At 61.0% G+C, this 24,214-nt stretch carries 20 protein-coding genes; 7 read left to right on the forward strand and 13 right to left on the reverse strand.

All coding sequences use genetic code 11. The features are described 5' to 3' along the window. Positions 1–59 precede the first annotated feature (59 nt). Positions 60–1,346, reverse strand: a complete 1,287-nt coding sequence (locus tag N5D61_RS10870) for a citrate:proton symporter (protein ID WP_279892594.1) — start codon at positions 1,344–1,346, stop codon at positions 60–62. Positions 1,347–1,449: 103 nt separating this feature from the next. Beyond that, positions 1,450–2,376, reverse strand: a complete 927-nt coding sequence (locus N5D61_RS10875) for an SMP-30/gluconolactonase/LRE family protein (RefSeq protein ID WP_108576104.1) — start codon at positions 2,374–2,376, stop codon at positions 1,450–1,452. 306 nt (positions 2,377–2,682) lie between these two features. Here N5D61_RS10875 and N5D61_RS10880 point away from each other — a divergent pair, with 306 nt between their 5' ends. From N5D61_RS10880 to N5D61_RS10895, 4 genes are all read left to right on the forward strand, one after another. Further along, positions 2,683–3,624, forward strand: coding sequence for a hydroxymethylglutaryl-CoA lyase (locus N5D61_RS10880; protein ID WP_108238909.1), 942 nt, complete (start codon positions 2,683–2,685; stop codon positions 3,622–3,624). Continuing rightward, complete coding sequence (locus N5D61_RS10885; RefSeq protein ID WP_108238910.1) at positions 3,621–4,820, forward strand: CaiB/BaiF CoA-transferase family protein; 1,200 nt, start codon at positions 3,621–3,623, stop codon at positions 4,818–4,820. Before N5D61_RS10880 ends, N5D61_RS10885 begins: the two co-directional genes overlap by 4 nt. A gap of 86 nt (positions 4,821–4,906) precedes the next feature. Beyond that, positions 4,907–6,226, forward strand: a complete 1,320-nt coding sequence (locus N5D61_RS10890; protein ID WP_108238911.1) for an MFS transporter — start codon at positions 4,907–4,909, stop codon at positions 6,224–6,226. A 121-nt stretch (positions 6,227–6,347) separates the two neighbouring features. Continuing rightward, positions 6,348–7,112, forward strand: a complete 765-nt coding sequence (locus tag N5D61_RS10895) for an IclR family transcriptional regulator (protein WP_108238912.1) — start codon at positions 6,348–6,350, stop codon at positions 7,110–7,112. 24 nt (positions 7,113–7,136) lie between these two features. Here the strand turns inward: N5D61_RS10895 and N5D61_RS10900 are convergent, their stop codons facing one another. The 4 genes from N5D61_RS10900 to N5D61_RS10915 form a co-directional block, all read right to left on the reverse strand. Then, positions 7,137–8,099, reverse strand: coding sequence for an AEC family transporter (locus tag N5D61_RS10900; RefSeq protein WP_108238913.1), 963 nt, complete (start codon positions 8,097–8,099; stop codon positions 7,137–7,139). Positions 8,100–8,287: 188 nt separating this feature from the next. Continuing rightward, complete coding sequence (locus N5D61_RS10905; RefSeq protein WP_108238914.1) at positions 8,288–8,926, reverse strand: RraA family protein; 639 nt, start codon at positions 8,924–8,926, stop codon at positions 8,288–8,290. Positions 8,927–8,957: 31 nt separating this feature from the next. Next, complete coding sequence (locus tag N5D61_RS10910; RefSeq protein ID WP_108238915.1) at positions 8,958–9,932, reverse strand: hydroxyacid dehydrogenase; 975 nt, start codon at positions 9,930–9,932, stop codon at positions 8,958–8,960. A gap of 10 nt (positions 9,933–9,942) precedes the next feature. Continuing rightward, entirely contained in the window at positions 9,943–11,289 is a 1,347-nt protein-coding gene (locus N5D61_RS10915) for an MFS transporter (RefSeq protein WP_279892595.1), read from the reverse strand. 168 nt (positions 11,290–11,457) lie between these two features. Here N5D61_RS10915 and N5D61_RS10920 point away from each other — a divergent pair, with 168 nt between their 5' ends. After that, on the forward strand, positions 11,458–12,954 hold the full coding sequence (locus N5D61_RS10920) for an IclR family transcriptional regulator C-terminal domain-containing protein (protein ID WP_108238917.1): 1,497 nt from the start codon (positions 11,458–11,460) through the stop codon (positions 12,952–12,954). Between the two features lie 129 nt (positions 12,955–13,083). Here N5D61_RS10920 and N5D61_RS10925 read toward each other — a convergent pair whose 3' ends face one another. The 4 genes from N5D61_RS10925 to N5D61_RS10940 form a co-directional block, all read right to left on the reverse strand. Continuing rightward, positions 13,084–14,289 carry a cytochrome c gene (locus N5D61_RS10925; RefSeq protein ID WP_256600565.1) on the reverse strand — a complete coding sequence of 402 codons (1,206 nt, stop codon included), beginning with the start codon at positions 14,287–14,289 and terminating at the stop codon, positions 13,084–13,086. Positions 14,290–14,356: 67 nt separating this feature from the next. Continuing rightward, complete coding sequence (locus N5D61_RS10930; protein WP_108238919.1) at positions 14,357–16,135, reverse strand: GMC family oxidoreductase; 1,779 nt, start codon at positions 16,133–16,135, stop codon at positions 14,357–14,359. A gap of 6 nt (positions 16,136–16,141) precedes the next feature. After that, a complete protein-coding gene (locus tag N5D61_RS10935; protein ID WP_108238920.1) occupies positions 16,142–16,876 on the reverse strand; it encodes a gluconate 2-dehydrogenase subunit 3 family protein in 735 nt (244 codons plus the stop codon). A 203-nt stretch (positions 16,877–17,079) separates the two neighbouring features. Next, the gene (locus N5D61_RS10940) at positions 17,080–18,702 is read right to left on the reverse strand and encodes a methyl-accepting chemotaxis protein (protein ID WP_108238921.1); all 1,623 of its coding nucleotides are present in this window, start codon (positions 18,700–18,702) and stop codon (positions 17,080–17,082) included. Between the two features lie 282 nt (positions 18,703–18,984). On the opposite strand from N5D61_RS10940, the gene N5D61_RS10945 reads away from it, so the two are divergent. Continuing rightward, entirely contained in the window at positions 18,985–19,725 is a 741-nt protein-coding gene (locus tag N5D61_RS10945) for a helix-turn-helix domain-containing protein (RefSeq protein ID WP_108238922.1), read from the forward strand. Here N5D61_RS10945 and N5D61_RS10950 read toward each other — a convergent pair. From N5D61_RS10950 to N5D61_RS10960, 3 genes are all read right to left on the reverse strand, one after another. Further along, entirely contained in the window at positions 19,718–20,638 is a 921-nt protein-coding gene (locus N5D61_RS10950; protein WP_108238923.1) for an amidohydrolase family protein, read from the reverse strand. The genes N5D61_RS10945 and N5D61_RS10950 overlap by 8 nt on opposite strands. 207 nt (positions 20,639–20,845) lie before the next feature. Continuing rightward, positions 20,846–22,180, reverse strand: a complete 1,335-nt coding sequence (locus N5D61_RS10955) for an MFS transporter (RefSeq protein ID WP_108238924.1) — start codon at positions 22,178–22,180, stop codon at positions 20,846–20,848. Between the two features lie 87 nt (positions 22,181–22,267). Next, positions 22,268–23,245 (reverse strand): hydroxyacid dehydrogenase, encoded by a 978-nt coding sequence (locus N5D61_RS10960; protein WP_279892596.1) that lies wholly within the window; start codon positions 23,243–23,245, stop codon positions 22,268–22,270. Between the two features lie 227 nt (positions 23,246–23,472). On the opposite strand from N5D61_RS10960, the gene N5D61_RS10965 reads away from it, so the two are divergent. Further along, entirely contained in the window at positions 23,473–24,150 is a 678-nt protein-coding gene (locus tag N5D61_RS10965; RefSeq protein WP_108238926.1) for an RraA family protein, read from the forward strand. The last annotated feature ends 64 nt before the right edge of the window (positions 24,151–24,214 follow it).

Below are 24,214 nucleotides of genomic sequence, written 5' to 3' on the forward strand. Positions count from 1 at the left end.
CGCTGCTTTATTTTTCGGCATGAGGAAGCGCGAATCGTGCTTCCCTTGCCGTGAGCGGTTCAGTTGATCAGGGTAATCGAGCCGAGGAGGATCGCGGTGACCAGCATCACGAAGACAGTACCGATTGTCCACTTCAGCGATACTCGCTGGTTGTCGCCGTAGTCGATATCGAGCAGACCGCACAGCAGGTAGGTCGAGGCGACCAGTGGGCTGAGCAGGTGCACCGGTTGGCCGATCAGCGAGGCGATGGCCATCTCGTGAGGGCCGATGCCATAGTGCGCAGCCGTTTCGGCCAGGATCGGCAGCACGCCGAAGTAGAACGCGTCATTGGTCAGCACGTAGGTGAACGGCATGCTCAAGAGCGCAGTGATCACAGACATGTAATGGCCTGCCTCCTGCGGCAGGAGGGTGATCAGGTTGTCCGAAATCGCTTTGATCATGCCTGTGCCGCCCATGATGCCGACGAAGATACCGGCCGCGAAGATCAACAGCGTCACGGCCATGACATTGTCGGCGTGGCGGGCAATGACTTCCTTCTGCTGTTTGAGGCTGGGAAAGTTCACCAGGCAAGCCAGACCGAACGCCACCATGAACAGGATCGGCAAAGGCATCAGGCTGACCATCATGCAACTGATCAGCGCCACGGTGAGGATCACGTTGAACAGAAAGCGCGGGTCGTTCAGGCGGATATGGGCATAGCCCTTCAGCACTTCATCCTCGCTGACGCTGATGATGCCCAGGCGACGATATTCCATGCGACCGAGCCACCAGGCGGCGAAAAGCACCCAGACGCCTCCGGCGATCATGACCGGCACCATCTCCAGGAAAAGCTCCGTAATGTCCACATGCATTGCGCTGGCCGCGCGCGAGAAGGGGCCCGCCCACGGCAGGATGTTCATCACGCCGATAGCCATCAACAAGACGGTGGCCATCACTTGCAGACGCAACCCGGTCAGGCGATACAGCGGCAGGAAAGCGGCCGTGGCGATGATGTACGTCGTGGCGCCGTCACCGTCCAGGCCCACGCACAAACCCAGTACCGCAGTGCCCACCACGATCTTGCGCGGGTCTCCCTTGACCAGGCGCAACAGCACTTTGATCAGCGGATTGAACAGCCCTGCATCCGTCATCATGCAGAAGTACAAGATGGCAAACGTCAGCATGATGCCGGTGGGAGCGAGCATCTTCACGCCGTCGTACATCATGGTGCCGAGCTGGGGGGCGAAGCCGGCCAGGCTACCGAAGACGATCGGCACCAGCAGGAGTGCAACCAGGGGTGAAAGGCGCTTGCTCATGATGAGGTACATGAAGCTGGCGATCATGGCGTAGCTGAGGAAGATCAGCATGGTTTTCCCTTTTCTTGGTCTTGTCGGGCGGACGCAGGTGTCGGTTTTGTCAGGGCGAACGAAGCCTGTGTGTCACGCACACCAGCGTCGGGTGTCCTGGGGGTCAGCTGTGGGAGTACATCGGTCGCCCGGCATGGGGCAGATCGGCGACGAGCACCGTGCTGGTGGATGAATCCGTGATGAACAGTTGCCGGCCGTCCTGGCCGCCAAATGCCAGGTTGGTCAGGGTGCGGCCCTCCGTGCAGGAGCGGATGCGGTACAGCGGCACGCCATGGGGGTCGAACACCCACACGCAGGCATTACCGGCATCACACACGTAGAGATTGCCTTCGGCATCGAGGGCCATGCCGTCGGCGCCGCTGACGCCACCGGCCATTGCGACGAAAATGCCGACCTTGCTGGTTCCGCCATCCTTCTGGATCGGTAACCGCCAGACCGCGTTGCCACGCGTCATGGCCACGAATAAGGCGTGCTGCGACAGGTCCATCACCAGCCCGTTGGGGCTTGGCCCATTGTCGATCAAGCGTGTCAGGGTTTCGCTGCCAAAGTCGTAGGCGTAAACGCGGCCGGTGGGGTCTTGCTGGCCGGTCTGGCCTTGGTCGGTGAAATACAGTGTGCCGTCCGCAGCGAAGAACAGGTCATTCACCCCTTTGAAGCCCTCGCTGCGACAGTGCGTCAGAAACGGGCGCACTTCATTGCGATGGGGGTCGAGCAGCAGGATGCCGTGCTTGTAATCGGCAATGAAAATCCGCCCGTCCCGGTGAATCTTCAGGCCGTTGGGCCAGCCGTCGTATTCGATGACGAGGGACCAGTGACCCTGCGGATCAATCCGGAAAATCCGTCCATACGGAATGTCCGTCACATAGAGGTTGCCCTGGAGATCGAAGGACGGTCCTTCCAGGAAACTCTTCACGCGTTGTCCGGGTTTGTTGGCGCGGACCCAGTCCGAGTCGCCATCCTTCCAGAACACGTCCGGCAGCGTCGTGAATACGCGGGTGGGTAGATCGCGGGGCGGGGCATACAAGCTCACAGGATCATCTCCAACGTAAGCGGGGCGTTGACCAATCTGATAGCCGTTGACGCCCTTCGCTCAATTATTTTTGTTCTGTCAGATAGAACGAAATATCTTCTGATGGAACAAATGTCGGCATTATTTCTTCAGATGTCAACCCATCAACGCCGATCAATCGCTTTGAATCAGCGCCGCAGACTGTTCCTGTGAACTCGTCTAGCAAGATGAATGGCGTTGACAACCATCCAATCGAGGTCGATGATTTATTTAGAACATCGTTCTGCAGAGTAGAACAATTTCCATTGCCTCATCAGAGAACCGATGATGAACCCTAATAAAAACATCGACATCCTGATCAGCGAAGTCGGTCCTCGAGACGGTTTGCAAAGTGTCAGTACGACGATGCCGACCGACTTGAAACTGAAATGGCTCACCGCCTTGGCGGACTCAGGGCTGAGCGAAATCGAGATTGGCTCGTTCGTTTCGCCCAAGCTGCTGCCGCAGATGGCTGATGCGGCCGCGTTGGTGGCTCACATGCGTCAGCGGCCAGAGGTGTTCGTCACTGCGCTGGTGCCCAACCTGAAAGGCGCGCAAGCGGCATTCGATGCTGGCGTGCAGAAAATCACCCTGCCTGTTTCGGTCAGCGAGCCGCACTCGCTGGCCAATATCCGCAAGACGCATCAACAGGTGATCGACGAAGTGCGTGCCGTCATCGCATTGCGCAACGAGCGGTTTCCCCACATTGAAGTCGAAGCCGGGCTGTCGACCGTATTCGGTTGCACCCTCCAGGGCGTCGTCCCGGAAGATGACGTGATCCGCATGGCGCTGACGATGGCCGAACTGGGCGTCGATGAGGTTGGCCTGGCTGACACCGTGGGGTATGCCAATCCGGCTCAGGTGCGACGCATGTTCACCCGGCTGCGTAACGAAATCGGTGACACGGCGGGCAGCGCGCACTTCCACAACACCCGGGGGCAGGGCCTGGCGAATGTGCTGGCTGCGCTGGAAGCGGGTGTGACGACGCTTGACGCGTCGCTCGGCGGCCTCGGTGGCTGCCCTTATGCGCCGGGCGCTTCGGGCAACATCGTGACTGAAGACCTGGTCTACCTGCTCGAAGCCATGGGGCTGCGAACCGGGGTCGACATCGACAAACTGGTGGCTGCGCGTGAGTGGCTGAAAAAAGGCCTGCCTGGCGAACCGCTGTACGGCTTTATTCCGGATGCCGGGGTGGGCAAGAACTTTCAATACGCCGGAGGTGCCCGATGAGCGCGCAAAACCCGAACCTCAAGGGCTTACCGCTGGCAGGTGTGCGGGTCGTCGAATTCGTGCACATGGTGATGGGGCCGACCTGTGGGCTGGTGCTGGCAGACCTCGGCGCCGAAGTGATCAAGGTCGAGCCGACACCGGAAGGCGACAATACCCGCCGCCTGACGGGCTCCGGGGCCGGCTATTGGATGACCTACAACCGCAACAAGAAGAGCTTTGCCGTCGATATCAAGACCGAAGAAGGCATGGCTGCGGTGCGCAAGCTGATCGAAAGCGCGGACGTGGTGACCGAAAATTTCCGCCCCGGGGCCATGGAAAAACTGGGACTGGGTTACGCGCAGGTGAAGGCGATCAAGCCCGACATCATCTACAGCTCCATGAAGGGATTTCTCCCGGGGCCCTATGAGCACCGTACCGCGCTCGATGAAGTGGTGCAGATGATGACCGGTCTGGCGTACATGACAGGGCCCGAGGGCCGTCCGTTGCGAGCGGGCGCGTCGGTCAATGACGTCATGGGTGGCATGTTCAGTGCCATTTCGATTCTCGCGGCCCTTTGGCAGCGAAAGGCGACCGGTGAAGGACAATTCGTGCAGACGGGCCTGTTCGAGAACTCCGCGTTTCTCGTTGGCCAGCACATGATGCAGATGGCGACCACTGGCAAGCCGGCGGCACCGATGCCCAGTCGCCTGTCGGCCTGGGCCATCTACGACGTGTTCGATACCCTGAATGACGAGCAAGTGTTCATGGGCGTGGTCAGTGACAGCCAGTGGCAGAGTTTCTGCGCCGCTTTCGGCTTCGAAGCGCTGGGGCGCGATCCGGCGCTGGCGCGCAACACACAGCGGGTGCAAGCCCGTGCGAGGATCCTGCCGCTGGTCAAGGAGCGCCTTGCGACCCTGGATAAACAACAGGTCATGGTCATGTGCGAGCAGGCCGGTTTGCCGTTCTCGCCGATCCAGCGGCCACAGGACCTCTTCGAGGACGTGCACCTCAACGCTTCCGGCGGCCTGGCAAAGTTGGCGCTGGACAATGGTCAGGAGGTGAAGGTGCCGATGCTGCCGTTCGAGATGAATGGCCAGCGGTTCGATGCGCGCCTGAACGTCCCGCTATTGGGCAGCCACTCCCGTGAGCTGCTCGAACAGATGGGGTATGCAGCGTCGGATATCGAAGCGCTGCAGGGGCGCGGCATCGTTCGCTAGATCCGGCGCGCCACGCCCCGTTCAGACCGTGGCTGGCGGTCATTCCCGCCGCCAGCCCTACAATAATAATGTCGAGGAAATCAGTCATGGCGATCGTCACGACGTCTGCGCAAAGCAACAAACAGGTCCAGCCCGACACACTGAGTGCCGAGCAGACTCGCGTATTGCACAAGGCCGCCTGGCGCCTGATTCCACTGCTGGCGCTGGCGTATTTCTTCAATTACCTGGACCGCACCAGCGTCGGCTACGCCGCACTGCAGATGACCGACCAACTGGGCCTGACTGCCACGCAGTTCGGCCTGGGTGCGGGCATCATGTTCTTTGGTTACTGCCTGTGCGAGGTGCCGAGCAACCTGGCGATGTACCGCTTCGGCGCGCGGCTGTGGATGGCGCGGATCATGATCACCTGGGGCCTTGCCGCCGCCGCGACGGCTCTGATCGTCGGGCCCTATAGCTTCTACCTCGTACGGCTGATCCTGGGTATCGCCGAAGCCGGCTTCTTCCCCGGCGTGATCTTTTTCCTCACGCTGTGGTTTCCTGCGCAATACCGCACCCGCGTATTGGCCTGGTTCACCGTGGCGACGCCGATCTCCTTCCTGGTCGGCGGCCCGCTGTCGATCTGGCTGTTACAAATGCACGGCACCCTGGGGCTGGCCGGCTGGCAATGGATGTTCATCATCGAGGGCGTGCCCGCCTGCATTCTCGGCCTGATCACGCTCAAGGTGCTGAGCAATCAGCCCTCCGAAGCCAAGTGGCTGACGGCGCATGAGCGCGATGTGCTGACCGGCATGTTGGCCGATGAGCAGACCAAGGGTCGCCACAGCCACGGTTTCACGGCCGCGTTGAGAGATCCGCGGGTGTGGATCCTCAGCTCCATCACGTTCAGTTTCACCCTCGGCTCTTATGGTATCGGTATCTGGTTGCCTCAGATGCTCAAGGGCCATGGCGTGGAAGTCAGCCTGATTGGTTGGGTGGCCGCCATTCCGTACTTCTTCGCCACCGTAGGCTTGTTGATCTGGGCCAAGCATGTCGACCGCACCGGCAAGGGCATCCTGAACCTGACGTTGGCCATGCTGCTCGCCGGTGTTGCGTTGCTGGTGGCCCTGCAGATGAACGCGCTGATTCCGGCATTGGCCGGGATCACCATGGCCCTGGTCGGGACCATCGCCGGGAAAACGATTTTCTACACTTTGCCGGGCAAGTTCCTGCGTGGTCAGGCCGCTGCGGGCGGCATCGCGCTGATCAACTCGATCGGTGCGTTCGGCGGTTTTGTCGGCCCTTACCTGATGGGCTTTTTGAAGGACTACACCGGCTCTTTCAACGCAGGCCTGATGGCGATGGGGTGCATCATGTTCGTGGCAGCCGCCATGGTGATGTCGTTGCGTCTGTTCTTGCGCGAAGAATGAAACGGGCCCAACGGGATGATCGGAGAAAAGAGCCAGCGAAGATCTGATATTGTCTGGCAGGTGACCGTCGCGGCAGTGAAGCCCTTCGGTCGCTTGCCAAAGACACCGATTATGAGTGGCCATGACTAACCCATCCGACAACAAACTGACTGAACAACCCGAAAGCGCGGAGGGCGGCGTTGCGGCCGTCGATCGCGCTTTTGCCATTCTCGCAGCCTTCAACGTCGAGCAGGATTGCTTGAGTCTGGCCGAGATCGCACGGCGGACGGGGCTGTATAAAAGCACGATCCTGCGCCTGATCGTGTCCCTGGAAAAAGCCGGGTTCGTGCGCAAGCTGGTCGATGGTCGCTACTCGGTCGGTCCCGAGCCGCTGCGTCTGTCACAGCTGTATCAGACGTCTTTCCGCCTGCGCGATGTGATTCACCCCTTGCTGGAGTCGATCACCGAAGAAAGCGGAGAGACGTCGTCGTTCTACGTGCTGGAAAACGGCAGTCGCGTCGTCTTGTTCCGCGTCGAGCCCAAACGGGCCGTTCGTGTCTCCGTGGTGGAGGGGGCGCGCTTTCCGCTGCACACAGGCGCAGCCGGGAAAATTCTCCGAGCCTTTTCCAAGCTGAACGATCCTGCGCTTGTCGAGATCAGGGAGCGTTTCTGGGCCTGTTCATTCGGCGAGCGGGACCCTGAGACCACCGCCGTGTCTGTCCCTGTTTTCAGCATGGGGTATGAACTCAAAGGGGCGCTGACCCTCTCAGGGCCGTCCGACCGGCTGCTCAAGGACCACATCCGGGACACGGCGGCGATTCTGTTGCGCAATGCCGCTATTGCGACCAGTGCGTTGGGCGGCAACAGCCATGAGCTGCGGGCGGCCCTTGAGCGTCTGGATTCGTGAGAACGCTCCGGTCATTCACCACCGTCATAAATGGGCAACCGCCAGCATCACGCCACTCAACGTGACTAACGCAAGCACGGTGGAGGCGGCAATACTGGCGGTGACTTCCTGCTCTGCGACTTTGTAGCGGGTGGCGTAGAGGTAGACATTGGCGCCGATGGGTAACGCGGCGCTGACAATCATGACCTTGAAGCCCACGCCTTTCAGACCCACCAGCATGCCCAGCGCGAACAAGACCAGCGGATGAATGCAGTTCTTGGTCAGCGCCAACCAGAGCCCTGTCCTCAGGTGCGCCAAGTCCTTGTTGATCGCAAGCGTCGCGCCCACCAGCATCAGCGCGATGGGGGAGAATGCGCTTCCGATCAGTTGCAGCGTTTGATCCAGGGCGGAGGGCATGGCCAGTCCGCTCGCGGAATAGATCAGCCCCAGCAGGATGGGCAGTGGCACGGGATGAAGCAAGGTGGCTCGCCCGGCCTTTATCAAGGTAACGGCGAACCGGGTGAAGGGTGACCGGCTTCCCATGGAAGAGCCATTGGCGCTGGCCTCACGTGCGTCCGCGAACTCTACGATACTGGTCACCATCGTCAGCATGATGAGGGAGTGCACCGACATCAGCGCAAACAGGGTCACGAGCCCCTCTTGCCCATAGGCCATGCTCACCAACGGCACCCCGATCATCAGGGTGTTTGAAAAGGTAGTGGACAAGGCCAGGACCGCGGCGCGCTTGTTGAACCCGTGCCTGACCATGACGAGGGTGAAGACCACCCAGATGGCGCAGAAGTAGAGGGCGACCGGGGTGAAATCGATCTCTGCAAGGTGCACGGTGGCCATGCTGCGAAACAGCAATGCCGGGGCGAGCACCAGGAACGCGACGTTCGAGATGTCCCTCATGCCCTCGGCCCGCAACCATCCGACTCGGACAATCAGATAACCGAGGACGATCAGCGTGACTACAGGGATCAGTGCCTGGAAAACCGGCCCCATCATGACTAACACCTCGGCGTGTGGGCTTGTTCAGCAGGACAGCATACCCGACGGAACGACACGCGGAGTTCACGTCCGCGGGTCGGTTTGCGCAGGCGCAAGGGGGGCGGTCTCCTGGATTTGCTCAAACCCTGTGTGAATCACGTCGCAAACGAAAGCCTGTGAAGGCCTCGTCTGCGACGATGTCGGCATCAGCGAAGGGTGGCTCTCACGCGCTCGCGGAAGGTGTTTTCGATGCCGTCCTGGATGGAGAGCTTTTCGGCCAGCGTCGGCAGGATGTGTCGGCTGATGACGATGATGCCGTCGCGATCTCCCAGGATCGCGTCGCCGGCATTGCACACGACATTGCCACACGCCACGGGCGCCCCTACATGACCTGGGCCGTGCTTGGACGGCCCGGCTGGGTTCACTGCTCGTGCATAGACGGGCAGCCCCATGGTGTCGAGCTCTTCGATGTCGCGCACGGCACCGTCGATAACCACCGCTGCCACGTTTCGGGCCAGGCAGACCTCGCCGAGCAGGTCGCCGAACACGGCACGGTTGGTTTCGCCGTTACCGTTGATGACCAATACATCGCCCGGCTGCGCATCATCCAACGCTCGGTGAATCGCGAGGTTGTCGCCTTCCCAGGTCAGGATTGGCAATACGGTGCCAAAGAAAGTGGGTTTCCCGGCGACGTGGCGGATGGCCGAGGCCATCATGCCCAGCCGTTGAAGCACATCGCCAATCAAGGCGACGGGATAACGGGAAATGTCTTCGATCAGGTTGAGGGGCGCCCGCTCCCAGTTATCGCTCACGGCGATGTTTTCATCGGATGCATTAATGAACATGGAGACCTCTGACAGTAGAAGGACAAGGGGGTCAATCGAACGATCGAGCGACGGGGGCGTTCACCGGGTGTCGAGGAGCCTCACCTCTGAGCACCGCTGCGATGGCATCGACAGCGCTCATACCCACCCGAAGCAGGGACTCGTTGGTCTGTCCGGCTACGTGCGGGGTCACGATGAGGTTAGGAAGCTCGGAGATGGGAAACCTGTTGTGCTTGAATGGATGGATCATGTCGACGTTTTCCGCGTCCAGCACATCGACCCCGGCTCCCCCCAGATGTCCGGACCTGAGCGCTGCGGCCACGGCGGCTTCATCCATGACGCCGCCACGGCTGGTGTTGATCAAGATCGCGCCTTTCTTCATCTTCTCCAGCTCGGCGCTGCCGATCAGCTTGCGGGTGCCGGGGAGCAGTGGAACGTGCAGGCTGACGACGTCGGCGTTGGCCAGGAGGGTGTCCAGGCTGACCAGGCGGCTGTCGAAGCTCGAGTCGTAGGCGGGGTCGGTGGCCAGCACGTTCATGCCGAACGCTTGCGCGACAGGTGCGACGTGTTGGCCAATGTCGCCGAAACCGATCAGCCCCATCGTGCGCCCTTCCAGCTCGATGCCGGTCAGGGATAGCCGGTCTTCTGCCCATATGCCGTTTCGGGTCTGTTCCGAGGCCATCTGCAGTTTGCGGCCCAGGCTCAGAAGCAACGCGAACACGTGCTCGACGACGCTGCGTCGGTTGGCGCCCGGGGTGTTCGTCACCCACACCCCATGGTCGGCAGCGGCTTTGAAATCGACGTTGTCATAACCCGCACCGTGCCGGGCCACGATTCGCAACTTTGGCGATGCCGCGATCATTTCGGCAGACACCTGTCCGCCACGGAGAAATACCGCATCCACCTGTTTTTGAATTTCTTCATACGCTACAGCGTCAGGGCCATAGCCCAGACGGATTTCTCCCACGGCTGCGAGCCGTGTCAGCACGTCCTGATGGACAGGGCTTGTCACGTAAATCAAAGGCATGAGCGCCACCTCAGGAATATTGATGGGTCGTGGTGTCTTGGTCGGCCGGCGCGTTCTTGCGCACGGTCGAAATAATGATCAGCCCGATGACGCCGGCGATGCACAGGATGTAAGCCGGGGCGTATTGGTTGCCGGTGGCACCGATGAGCCAAGTGGCGAAATATGGGCCGGCGCCGCCGCCGATCACCGCGCCCACGCTGTGGCCGAACGCCACGCCGGTGTGACGGATGTGCATGGGGAAAAACTCCGGCATGACCGAATAGGTGCCTGCCTGGCACAGGGCGTAGGGGATCATGCCAAGCGCCAGCCCGGCGATGGCGAGGCTGACCGAGCCCTGCTGCATCAGAATGAAGGACGGGATCGACAGCACCGCGTAAGCGATGTACGAGAGGCGCAGGATCGATTTCCCACCCCGGTAAGAACCGAGTTGGCCAGCCAGTGGAATCAGGAACGCAGCGAAGATCACCGCGATCAGCACGATGGTCGATGCCTGGCCTTTGCTGTAACCCAGGATGGAGCTGAAGTACGCGGCGATGAAGACGGTGCCGATGTAGGTCCCGATGTTCTGGACCAGGGCGATCAGCACCACTTTGAACAGTGCGCGCGGGTAGCTGCTGATCAGTTCGGCAAAGGGCTGGCTCTTTTTGCCGGCTGTGTCGTCTTTCTTCGCCTCGAACTCCGGACTGTCTTCAATGCTCAGGCGCATCCACAGGCCGATGATGCCCAGCGGGAGCGCCAGGAGGAAGGGCACGCGCCAGCCCCATTCGAGCATTTGCGGGTCGGTGAGCGTTGCGGCAGCGAGGCCTGCAATGGCAGCCGCCAGGCCCTTGCCCAATTGGGCAATGGAGGGCAGGAAGGAGATGTACAGCGAGCGGCGGCTGGGTGGCGCCCATTCCCGGATGTAACTGGCTGCACCCCCGATCTCCCCGCCCGCCGAGAAGCCTTGGAGCATCCGCAGTGCCACCAGAAGAATCGGCGCCCAGACGCCAATGACGGCATAGCCCGGCAGCAGGCCTATCAAGGTGGCTGCCGCGCCCATCAAGGTAATACTGGCGATCAGGCTGGTGCGCCGGCCCACCTTGTCACCCAGCCAGCCGAACCCGATGGCCCCCAATGGGCGCACCAGAAACGCCGAGCCGAACACCAGGAACGCGTTAAGCAACCCGATGGTAGGGTCATCCGACGGGAAGAACACCGTGGCCAGCGTGGCAGCGACGTAACCGTACACGCTGAAATCGTAGTATTCGACGAAGGTTCCGAATACCGCGGCGCGAGTGGCCTTCTTGGCCTTGGTCACCTGCTCTCTGGTTTTGGTCGGCAGCACCGCAGGCTGCGCCATCGCATTGTTGTTATTCATGGCCACTCCAGATTATCGGACGCTACCATTCAAAAAATGGGACAGTGTCCTGCTTTTGTTTTTTCTAGAATCCAGAACGCTGAGCGGCTTGTCAACTGCCGCGTATCATTGCGGTGAGCGCGGCTTCCCCCGCAGAATGAGCGCCCCTGCCAACGATTCGATCTTCCGATGCCTCAAGTACCGCCAGCCAATCGCCGCGTCCAAGCCGGTTCACCTGCTTCCAGCCACATCCGACTGATCGAAGTGATCGACGCGCTCGTTTTCCGGTTCGGTGCCGAGCCTTGGGGCGTCCGGGAACTCGCGGCTCGCCTGGACGAAAGCCGGAGCACCGTGAATCGGATCTTGCTCACACTGGTGGAACAAGGGCTGGCGCTCGAAGCCGGGGCGGGGAAATACACGGTGGGGCCGAGGTTGAATGTGCTGACCAACGCACTGATCGATAGAAGTGCCCTGTTACAAATTGGCCGCACACGACTCGCCGAGATAGCCGACGCCACGGGGGCGACCGTGTTGCTGTCCATTCACAGCCCCTGCGAGGGCGGCTATTTCGTGGCCGCGTGCGGTGAGCCGAAGGCGTCGCTCACCTTCAGGCCAGAGTTGGGAATCATGCACCCGCTGTCGTTCGGTCACATTGGCCAAGCATTTTCGGCGTGGATGGGGCCGGACGCGTGTGGCCAACCTGGCCGCGCCGACCCCGCAGACCTGACGGCCCATGAGTTTCCGGAGCCGTTGGCCGTGACGGTTCGCACACTGCGGTGTGGTTTGCTGATCGCGGTCTCCGTGCATTCGGCAGACGGGGCGCCGGCCCAGTCGCTGGCGCACATCAGCCAAAGCGTGTCGCAGTTTGCCGAGGAACTGGACAGTGCGCTCGATGGGATCATGCGCGACGGTGAAAGGTCTGATCCGGTGATTTCACTGGAGGATGCCAAGACCACTGCCTCCCGGCTGGAACGGCTCATGCTCATCGCCTGCGCCCTGCCGCAAGGCGTGAAGTACACCGTGGGTTTGCATGACCAACTGCTGTGCAATGCAGCCACGGCCAAGCGCTTGATGCAGTCGGGTCTTGAGTCCGAAATCGTGGTGTCGGTCGACGCCGTGTTGTACCCGGGGCCAAAGTTGTTTCAGTGGGCAGCCAGACTGGGCTTTCGAGACAACATCGCCGATCTGACGCGCTCGACGGTCAGCAGGCTGGTGCAGGAAACCGGGGAGACCATCGCGATTCTCGCGTTCGACAAAACGCTCAATCGTGCGCAATTCCTCGACGTGATACAGGGATGGCGTCCCATCCAGTATCAGCTCTCGGTTCACACGGAGGTGCCTCTGTACGCCGGTGCGGCGGGCAAGGCGGTGCTTGCGTTCTGCGAACCGGATGTCATTGAGGCGATCGACCTGGTCAAGCTGACCGATGCCACCATCACCGACCGTGACGCCTTGCAAAGCGACCTCGATACCATCGCGCAGCGTGGCTGGGCAACGGGCACTGGCGAGCGTGTATTGGGCGCTTTCGGCCTGGCCGTTCCGTTTTTCGTGGATGGCCAGATTCGCGGCTCCATTTCAGCGACCATCCCACAAAACCGCAAGGATGAGCGTGATCTGCCTCGTCTCACCCTGTTGATGCAGGAAGCGACGAAAAAGATTGGCCGGCTTTTGTCCTTGGGGATATGAGAGCAGTTGCCAACCCTCAGCGGTGTAGGTGCGTGCTTCGGCTCGACCGTGGGTAGGCTCTGAAGCGCTCGTCACGAGCCCCGGTCGAGGGGCTCGCGAGAGCAGGGCGGTTGCGGGACGTGCGACGGGTCAGTGTGCGGCCTTGCGCTGGGCCTGCACATCGGCAGCGCTCACCGGCTTGCCGGTGTTCCCCCATCCGGTGCGGATGAAGGTGACCACGTCAGCCACTTCCTGGTCGGAGAGACGCCATGCGAAACCCGGCATGGCGAACGCCGTCGGGGCGTGCTGGTTCCCGGGGAGGTAGCCGCCATCGAGCACGATGTGAATCAGCGACGTCGCATCCTTGCCATTGACGACCGAGTTGCCGGCCAGTGCCGGGAACACCTGCGCGTAACCTTTGCCGTCACTGCGATGGCAAGCCATGCAGTTATCTGCATAGGTCCGTGCTCCGACCGCCTGCACGTCCAGGTTGGCCATCTGCTTGGCAGTGTCGGAGCTGCCTGATGCTGCAGGCGCAGGGCCTGACGCGGGCAGGCTCTTGAGGTAACGCGCGATCGCCAGGCGATCCTCGTCGGTCAGGTACTGCATGCTGTGCTGCACCACATCGGTCATGCTGCCGAACACTGCCGTACGGTCGGTGCGACCTGTCTTGAGGAACTGGGCGATTTCCGCTTCGCTCCAGGCGCCCAGACCATCATGGGTGTCGCCTCGCAGGTTCTTGGCGACCCAACCTTCCAGCGGAGCGCCTCCGGCGAGGAACTGACCTTGCGCATCGGCCGACAGGGCTTTTTCCTGCATGCCGATACCACGCGGCGTGTGGCAACTGCCGCAATGGCCCAGGCCTTCGACCAGGTATTGACCGCGCGCCAGTTGAGGGTCGGATGAGGCAGGCACCGAGCTCGCCACGGCCGGTGCGAATGTCCAGCGCCAGATCGTCAACGGCCAGCGCATGCTCAGCGGCCATGGGATATCGGCATCGCGGTTGGGCGTTGCGGCAGGCTTCACGGCGTTCATGAAGTACGCGTACAGATCCGCGATGTCCTGATCGGAGACTTTGGCATACGACGGAAACGGCATCGCCGGATACAGGCTCGAGCCATCACGCCGGATACCGTGACGCACGGCCTTGTCGAAGTCCTCCAGCGTGTACTCGCCGATGCCGTGCACGGGATCAGGGGTGATGTTGGTGGCGTAGACCGCGCCGATCGGCGTTTCCAGGCCCAGCCCGCCGGCATAGGGCTCGCCGCCCTTGACCGTATGGCAGGCCATGCAGTCGCCGGCGCGGGCCAGGTACTCACCCCGCTGCACGGCTTGAGGATCAGCCGACGCGGCCATCGCATGCAGGCTGATCGAGCCCAGGCACAATGCGCTCCACTTCAACAGTGTGTTCAACGTCATCATCTCAGGCCTCCACCAACGGCTTGCCGGGGTTCTTCAGGTAGTGCTGTCTGATGGCATTGGCCGACCAGTACGCGAGGGCACCGACGAGTCCCGTCGGGTTGTAGCCGATGTTCTGCGGAAACGCCGATGCGCCGATCACGAACAAGTTGGGCACATCCCAGGATTGCAGGTAGCGGTTGACCACGCTGTTGGACGGGCTGGTGCCCATGATGGCGCCGCCGGTGGTGTGCGTGCTCTGGTAAAAACGGGTGTCGTACGGCGTACCGAGCTTCTTGACATTGACCTGGTAGGAATCAGGCTTCATCGCCTTGACGATCTCCTCCGCTTTGCCTGTCACGTACTGCGACATTTTGATGTCGTTGTCATGCCAGTTGAAGGTGACGCGCAACAGCGGCTGGCCGAATGAGTCGCGGTACGTCGGGTCAAGGTCCACATAGCTGTCTCGGTAGGCCATCACCGAGCCTTGGGTGTAGATGTTCAGGCTGCGTTGATAATTGTCGGCGACAGCGGCTTTCCAGCCTTTGCCCCAGTTCGGCGCGCCTTTGGCGACGCTGCTCTGCCCGATGGGACGCCCGCCTGTGCGGTGGTGACCGATGTTGGCGCCACCGATGAAGCCCAGGCCGGTGTGGTCGAAATTGTCGCCGTTGTAATTGTCGATGGCCGATCCGCCCGCACCCGTCCCGATGAAGGGGTTCAGGTACGTGCCCTTGGGCATGACCACATTGATCGAGCTGAGCATCTGATACCCGTAGTTCTTGCCCACCAGACCTTCGCCGGTCTGTGGGTTGTAGGGTTTACCGATGCCCGACAGCAGCAGCAGGCGCACGTTGTGCAACTGGAAGGCGCTGAGGATCACCAGCCGTGCCGGTTGCTCGGTCTCGTTACCCTGTGCGTCGATGTAAGTCACGCCTGTCGCCTGTTTCCCGGTGGAATCCAGGTTCACTTTCGTGACGTGGGAGAGCGGGCGCAATTCGAAGTTCTTCCGGCGACGAAGTGCGGGGAGGATCGTGGTCTGCGGCGAGGCTTTCGAATACATGTAGCAGCCATAGTTTTCGCAGAAACCACAGAAGTTGCACGGCCCCAGGCGAACGCCGTAAGGGTTGGTGTAGGGCCCGGACGCATTGCCCGCCGGGATCTTGAAGGGCGAGTAGCCCAATTGCTTGGCAGCGGTTTCGAACAGCGTATCGCCGTAGACCGGTTTGAGCGGTGGCAGCGGGAATTCCTTACTGCGCGGGCCTTCGAACTGGTTTCCGCCTTCGATGAGCTGACCCTTGATATTGCCCGCTTTGCCGGAGACGCCAGCGACGTCTTCGAAGCGAGTGAAGAAGGGTTCGAGTTCTTCGTAGCTGACCCCGTGATCCTGAATGGTCATGTTGTCAGGAATCATGTTCTTGCCGTAGCGCTCGGTGTAATGGCTGCGCAGCTTCAGGTCGCTGGGCAGTGGGCGCCAGGTCAAGCCGTTCCAGTGGAAACCTGCGCCGCCCACGCCGTTGCCCAGCAGGAAGGTGCCTTGCTGCCGGTAGGGGACCGCGATGCCGGAGGGCGTGTGCCGAATGGTGACGGTTTCCTTGGACAAGTCCTGATACAGCTTGCCGCGCACCGTGTAGGCGAGTTCGTCGATGACTTTCGGGTAGCTCGCGTCGTCAGGGGTGTCCTGATCAGGCCCACGTTCCAGGGCGACCACGTTCAACCCGGCCTCGGTCAACTCGGCCGCGAGAATCGATCCCACCCAGCCCAGACCGACGATTACGGCATCGATTTCCGGTTTTTTGATTGCCATCTGCCCTTACCCCTTGAGTCCGTTGATGGACACAGGGCCGAGCGGATAACGCTCGTTGGGACGATCCACCCAGTCCATGAAATCTGCGCGCGCACCGGGGAAACCGATCATCTTCCACCCCGCCATGTCTTGGTTGCCGCCGTATTTGGGGTCGGCGAAGTAGCCTTCCTTGACGTTTTTCAGCAGCAGCGCGAAGAACATTTCGCCCGGCACGTTATTCAGTTTGAGCTGGCCTTTTTCCAGTGCCGTCAGCGTGGCAACCCGGACCTGTTCAGGCAGCTCTGCGAAATGCTTGCCGTGGGCGGTCTGGCAGACAGCGTCGACCTCTGCGATGCCCAAGCGATACATTTCACGCGGCACCAACTTGTACTGGAAGCCCAATTCCACCGGTTGGTCGGTGATGAAAGGACCTTGCATGTACCAGAGTCGGCCGTAGGCGTAAGGGGTTTCCATCTGACGATCCAGAAACTCGGGAACGCCTGCCGACACTGCGCCAGGGCCTTCTTCGTCTTCGGGGATGATGACAGCGCACGCTGCATTGACGAATTGCCACTCGGCGGCGGTGAAAAAGCTCGGTTCGTAGGCCTTCGGCGCATGAGCCGGTTCGTCTGCTGCAGCAGCGGCCTGCACCGGGGCCGGCGCCACTATCTGCGTCGCCGAATACCCGCCCAGGCTGACTGCGGGGATCAGAATTGCGCTTCGACGCAGGAATTCGCGTCGGGAATTAGGTGTATCGCTCATGGTTGCTCCGTCAGGCGTGCGGCAGAAGGTGCTTGTGTAGTGGCCTGCTGACCATCTTGGACGTGTGGGTCTTTCGGGGAGGATGTCGGAGCTGTGGAAGCGTGCGTCAAACGACCACAGCTGCATCGGGCGAGGAATGGTATATCAGCGAAATGGCAAATAATAGAATGACATTTCATTAATCCGATATTTTTAACCCTGGCTTACATCTTGAAACTGGCCACCAGGCGCGTCAGCGAGTGGCCCAATTGCTCCAATTCTTCACTTGCCGAGGCGGTCTGGCGGGCCTGCTCAGTGGAAATGATCGACAAATTGCGGATGTTGATCAGGTTGCGATCCACTTCCCGGGCGACCTGAGCCTGCTCTTCCGAAGCGCTGGCGATCACCATGTTCTGCTCGTTGATCTGCAGCACACTGGCCATGATTTCCTGCAGGGCATCCCCGGACTGGCGCGCCAACGTTCGCGTTTGTGTGGCCTGGTCAGTGCTTTCGCGCATGGCAGAGACGGCGTGATCGGACCCCTCTCGAATGGTGGTGACCATCGATTCGATCTCGAAGGTGGATTGCTGCGTACGGGCCGCCAGGGCGCGCACCTCATCGGCCACCACCGCAAACCCGCGACCTGCTTCACCGGCCCGCGCCGCTTCGATGGCTGCGTTCAGTGCCAGCAGGTTGGTCTGTTCGGCGATGCCGCGGATGACATCCAGCACTTTGGCGATCTCGCGCACGCGGTCGGCGAGGCCTTCCACCCGTTCCGCGCTTCGCGCCGCATTGCGTTCCATGGATTCGATCGCTTCGATGGTTTCACCGACGCGGGCATTGCCTTGCTCGCTGGCCGAGCGGGATTCTTGCGACGCCTGCGAGGTGGCCACTGCGTTGCGTGCCACTTCCTCCACGGCAGCGGTCATCTCCGTAACGGCGGTCGCGGCTTGCTCGATTTCATTGTTCTGTTGAGCCAGATTCTGATTGGACTCTGAAGTGACCGCTCGCAATTGGCTGGACGAGGACGCGATGACTTCGGCCGACCGGGCAATTTCCTGCAAGGTGTTCTTGAGGTTGCCCTGCATGGTCAGCAGGGTGCCATTGAGCTGGCTGACCTCATCCCGTCCGTCTGTGGCGATCGGCTGGGTCAGATCCCCGGCAGCCACCTTCTCGGCCGCCGACAGCGCATTGCCGATCGGACGCACGATGCTGCGGCTGACGAGCAGGGCGACGGCGATCGTGATCAGTAGCGCGAGCACAATGATCATCACGACATTGTTGCGGGAGCTGGTGTAGGTCTGTGTCGACTGGTCGAACAGGCCTTTCATGTTCTGTTCGTTCAGCGCGGTGAGCTCGTACAACTTGGGAAAGGCCTGCTCGGAGTTCTGCCGCAGGGGGCCGTTGAGCAGTTCGATCATCTCTTTCTCACGGCCCTGCTTGCCCAGGTCGATCAATTGCCGAATACCGGGTTCGGTCGCTTGCAGGATCGGCTTGATGCTCTCGAACAGCGCGCGCTCGTCCGGTTTTTCGAGGCTGGCGGCATAAGCGGTCTGCGCTTCGCTGAATTTCTTGAGCTGGACTTCCAGGCGGCGGTTGCTGTCCTCGCGCATATCGGCAGAGGCGTACAGCGCCAGTTTGAGCGAGTTGATCCGCAAGCCAAGGACCGCTTCCCTCATGGCACCCAGAGCGGCGGACGACGGAATACCCGTCTGCTGGATCGTGCGATTGGTGTTGTCGATCAGAGACATCTTGAACAGGGCGTAGATGCCGACGATGACCACGATCGAAGCGATCAAGGTGAAGCTGATCGCGGATCGTGCAGCGATGGAGATGTTGCGGATCATGGGACTAACCTCTGCGCGGGAAAAAGAGTGCCACGGACGGTGGAAAATCCTTATGTCGGCGAGAGAGGAGAACTCTTAAGACATTTTGAAACACAATTTCAAAATGCGCAGTTTTCTGCCCGTTCGGACTCGGAGAAATCGAGGGTGTCGGCACTGACGCGGGGTGACCGTTCGTACCCTGTACAGCGCGGTTTTTCCCGGCTGGTAGCTATCCCTTTTCAGCTATCGGATAATGTCAGCCAGTTCGTTTTCGACGTTCAGTCAGTCGCCTAGGAGTCATCGATGGTCAAAACGCGTCCGCGCCCCGCGGTCAACGGTGTGGCATCCGCGGATCGTGTCCTCACCGTGCTCTCCGCTTTTAGAGTGGGGGACACCGCTTTGAGTCTCGTCGAGTTGGTCGAGCGCACCGATCTGATCAAAAGCACCATCATGCGGCTTATGGTGTCTCTGGAAACCTACGGTTTCGTCAACCGGCTGGCGGATGGGCGCTACATGCTGGCCAGCGAAGTGATGCGTCTGAACGCGGTGTATCAGGACGCCCTCGACCTTGAACGGCATGTGTTGCCGAGGTTGCACAAGCTCACGGACGAAACGGGGGAGACGGCCTCGTTCTATGTGCGTCACGGCGCCTATCGGCTCTGTCAGTACCGAGTCAACTCCCCGCATCGCTTGCGTCTGCACTTGCAGCCCGGCGACATGCGCCCGATGGACGGCGCGGCGGGCGCAGAAGCGTTGCGAACACCCTCCAGTCGCGCGAAGGAGGGCCTGGAGCCGTTCTATTCCAGCGGTGCAACCGACCCACATGCCGCCTCGATGGCATTGCCCATCTTCGGCCCGTTGCAGGAGGTCGTTGGCGCCTTGGTGCTTTCAGGGCCCGCGACCCGGCTGACCAGCGAGTATGCAAAATCGATTCGCGACGTGTTTGTCGAAGTGGCAGAAGACCTGACCCGCAGTCTGGGCGGAAAGACCTTGAGGGACGACAAGGGCGCTCAACCCGCCCCTGCCTTGGAAGACATCAACTGAAACCGTAGAGGCTGACCGGGTTGTCTCGCAGAATGCGCGTCCGGTCGCGCTCCGAGGGCGCCCATTCGGGCAACAGGTCGAGAATGCCTGCATCGTCGGGCTTGTCGGTGGCGACGGTCGGGTGTGGCCAGTCGCTGCCCCAGACCAGCCTTTCCGGATTGATCTTGACCAGCGCTTGCGCGACCTGTCCGACGTCGCTGTAACGGGGCGCACCGATCTTGGATCGAATGTACGGCCCTGACAATTTCACCCAGGTACGTTGGTTGTCCAGCAGTCGGGTCAGCGCCGCGAATGCAGCCGAGCGCACGCCCTCGGGTTGAGGGACATGGCCCATGTGGTCGATGACCAGCCGAGAGGGCAGTTTGGCCAGGCGGGTTTCCAGATCGGTCAATTGAGACCCCGGCGCGACGACCTGCACGTTCCAGCCCAGTGCGTTGACGCGTGCAGCCAGCGGTTCCAGATCGTCCAGGCTGGCGCCGCCGTAGCTCAGGTTGAAGCGAATACCGCGCACGCCCGCTGCGTGAAGCGCTTCCAATTCCTTGTCTGAGATCGAGGCGGCAACGACGGCCACGCCACGGGCGTCGCCGTTTGCCTTGCGCAGGCCTTCCAGCATCACCCGGTTGTCGGTGCCGTAGGTGGAGGGTGTGACGATCACCATCCGCTTGATGTGCAGGCGTTGCTGGATCTGGCGATAGTCTTCCAGCGAGGCATTGGGGGGCAGCAGTGTTGCCCCGGGTGCCGCTGGAACCTGGTCGTCGTACAGGTGCATATGGCAGTCCACGCTGCCCGCGGGAGGCACCAGCACCGAGCTGTTCTCGCCGCTGGAATAGCGGAATCCTGCGAACGCATTGAGTGTCATGAAGGCCCCCAGTGAAGCGCTTCCCTGAATGAACTGACGTCGATTGATGGCCATGTTGAATTGCTCTTTATTGTTTTGGAAGGTGGTGAACCCATTGCTGCTCGGGAGGGGCTCTGCCGGGAGCAGGCTCGGCAGGGGTCGAGCTTGAAAGTTGGGTGATGAGCGGGCAGAGCTGGCGGCAGCCTGGGTTAGCGGGTTCGATCTGCGGTGGGGCGGTATGCAGTGCCCGGCTTTCGGGCGCTGCATACCGGGGTTACGGTTTCAGCTCGCTTTGACCGAGCCGACTTCTTCAGCGGTGTGCTGCATGCGCGCGCGACCCATCAGCAGCACCCCAATCCCGCCGGCGGCGCACAGGGCGGCCAGTGGCAACATCGCCAGCGCATAGCTGCCTGTGGCGTCGTGAATGGCCCCGTAGACGTTGACCATCAGGCCGCCGCCAATCAGGTTCGCCAGGGCGCCGATCGCCGCCAGGCCGGCAGCGGCGGTGGTGCTGGAAAGCCAGGTGGACACCAGCGCCCAGAACGGACCTTTCATCGAATAGGCGCCGATGAGCACCATGGTCAGCAGGCCCACGGTCGCCGGGAGGGACGAGGTCACCAATGCCAAGAGCAGTCCCGCCGCGATCAGCAGCAGGGTGAGCGATGTGTGCCAGCGCCGCTCGTTGGTGCGGTCAGAACTGCGGCCCCAGACGATCATCGCCACCGAGGCGATGCCATAAGGAATGGCGTTGGTGAGGCCAATTTCCAGGTTGGACAGGCCGAAGGTCTTGAGCAGTTGCGGCGCCCAGACGCTCATGGTGCTGCCTGCTGCAGAAGCGCCCGAGTAGATCAGCGCCAAAACCCAGATGTCTTTGTGTTTGAGCAGCTTCCACAGCGACATATGGCCAATGTTGGTTTTGCGCAGCTTCTCCTCTTGCAGTCGCCCTACCAGCCATTGACGCTGCTCGTCGCTCAGCCACTTCGCCTGTTCAGGGCGGTCGGTGAGCACGAACAGGCAGGCGATACCCAGCAACACGGCGGGGATGCCTTCGAGAATGAACAGCCAGTGCCAGCCGCGCATGCCCATCCAGCCGTCCAGCGTGAGCAGGAAGCCGGAAAGGGGTGAGCCCAGGAAGTTGGCGCCAGGAATGGCCACCATGAAGATTGCCACCATGCGAGCACGATAGGCCGAGGGCAACCAGTAGGTCATGTACAAGAGTACGCCCGGGAAGAAGCCGGCTTCTGCCGCGCCCAGCAGGAAGCGCATCACGTAGAGCGAGTTGGTTCCCTGGACGAAGGCGGTGCCGGCCGAGATGAGGCCCCAGGTGATCATGATGCGGGCGATCCAGATTCTCGCCCCGAATTTCTGCAATGCCAGGTTGCTCGGCACTTCGACGAGGAAATACGAAACGAAGAACAGGCTGCTGGCGAAACCGAAGACGGCCGGGGTCAGGCCCAGGTCATGGTTCATTTGCAGCGATGCCATCCCGATGTTGCCGCGGTCGATGATCGCGATCAGGTAGCAGATGATGAGGAAGGGTAGCAGTCGCCAGGCGACTCGGTGCATGGTGGCCCGTTCGATTTCACTGACGGGGGTCTTGGCTGGCGTCGTGGCCATGGGGCTCTCCTGTGTTTATTTTTTTGGAGAAACGGTTTGGGGGCATGCTCGCGACCTGAAGGCAGCGAGCACTCTTCCATTCAAACGTCAGTCAGTCATCAAGTGACGGTTGACGACACAACGCGGGTCAAGGGTTTCCCCATCCCAGACCTTCACGACCTGTTGCACGGCCAGCAGGCCGACACGATCGCGGGCTTCTGTGGTGTTTGCGCCTACATGAGGTGTCGCGACCAGGTTGGGCAGGCTCCACAATTCGCTGTCGGCAGGCGGAGGCTCGGGGCTGAAGGTGTCCAGGCCGGCACCGGCGATGGGACCTGTCTTCAAGGCCTCAATCAGCGCGGGGGTGTCGATCAGTTCGCCTCGAGCGGTGTTGATCAGAATACTGCCCGGCCGCATGCGCTGGAATTGTGCGGTGCTGAACAGATGGCGATTCTGCTCGGTCAGCGGGCAATGCAGGCTGATGATATCGCTGCTTTCGAGCAAACGGTCGAAATCGTTTTCGCGCTCGACATGGGCGCGGTCTGGCAGCGTTTTCAGGAAGGGGTCGTAGACCTTGACCTTCATCTGCAACGGGGCCACCAGATCCATCAGGATTCCGCCGATCGAACCCAGTCCGATCAGCCCCAGGGTCTTGCCAAACAGCTCGGTGCCGTTGGCGGTGGACTTGTCCCAGTGACCGGCGCGCAGGCGCGCATCCTGATAGGCAGTTTGACGCGCGACGCTGAACAGCAGCGCGAATGCGTGTTCGGCCACCGATTGGGCATTGGCACCCAAGGCGATCGTGACCGGAATGCCACGGTCTGCCGCCGCTTTGATGTCGATGGAGTCGTAGCCTACGCCATGCTTGGCAATGACCTTGAGCTTAGCCGAGGCCTCGATCATTTCGCGGGTCAGCTTGCCTTGGCGGACGATGATCGCCTCCGGCTGTTCAGCACGGATGATTTCAGTCAGCTCGCTGGCAGGGAGATAAGGCGTGGTGGGAATGATCTGGATACCCAGGTCGGCCGCATGTTGCATGGCATCGACCATCAGGACAGGGCCTGTCAGCAGGATCTTGCGTGTCATGGTTATGTACCTTGTTCTTATGGCGTAGGTCCGGCACGCGGGGTGGCGGACGTGTTTCAAGTCAACCCTAACACAATGAAATGCCATTTCAATAACGAAATATCTTGAGTGATGAAAGGCGAAGAAAAAGGCGCCGATGTCTATTGAACATCGAAAATTGAAATGCAATTCTAATAGTCAAGACGGACGAATGCCGTCGGCACATACAATTTCAAGAGAGAGATGCCATGAGTATTGGATTCCGCGTTCTGAATGCCGCACGCAAGGTCAGCGCCGAGTGGGTCACCCGTTACCGCGAAGTGCCTGTCGCCAACGTCAGTGACTCAATGAACCGCATGACCGCCGGCGGCGCTCGCCTGCGCCCCATGCATCGCGAAGGCGTGTTGGCGGGGCCGGCGTTGACGGTCAAGGCGCGACCTGGCGACAACCTGATGCTGCACTACGCAATCGATATCGCGCAGCCGGGTGATGTGATCGTCGTGGATGCAGGGGGCGATCTGACCAACGCGCTGATCGGTGAAATGATGGTGGCCTATGCCATCAAGCGTGGCTTGGGCGGCATCGTCATCAATGGAGCGATCCGTGATGCGAGCGCCATCCGCGCCGGGGATTTCCCATTGTTCGCCGCAGGCATCTCTCACCGTGGCCCGTACAAGGACGGCCCAGGTGAAATCAACGTTCCGATCGCGATCGACGGCATGGTCATCGAACCAGGGGACTTGGTGATCGGTGACGATGATGGTCTACTCTGCGTGCCGTATGATCAGGTGTCTGAAGTCTACGATCGTGCGACGGCCAAGCATCACGCAGAGCTCAAGCAGATGGAGCAGATTGCCCGCGGCGAAAACGACCGTAGTTGGGTGATCGAGTCGTTGAAGAAGAAGGGCTGCCAGTTGCCGGAGTGATTTGGCGTACCGCATCCTGAACCGCGAGCCGCCTGCTTCCTATACAAAGCGGGCGGTATCAGGC

It is taken from the genome of Pseudomonas sp. GD03842 (genome assembly GCF_029841165.1).
Lineage (GTDB): Bacteria > Pseudomonadota > Gammaproteobacteria > Pseudomonadales > Pseudomonadaceae > Aquipseudomonas.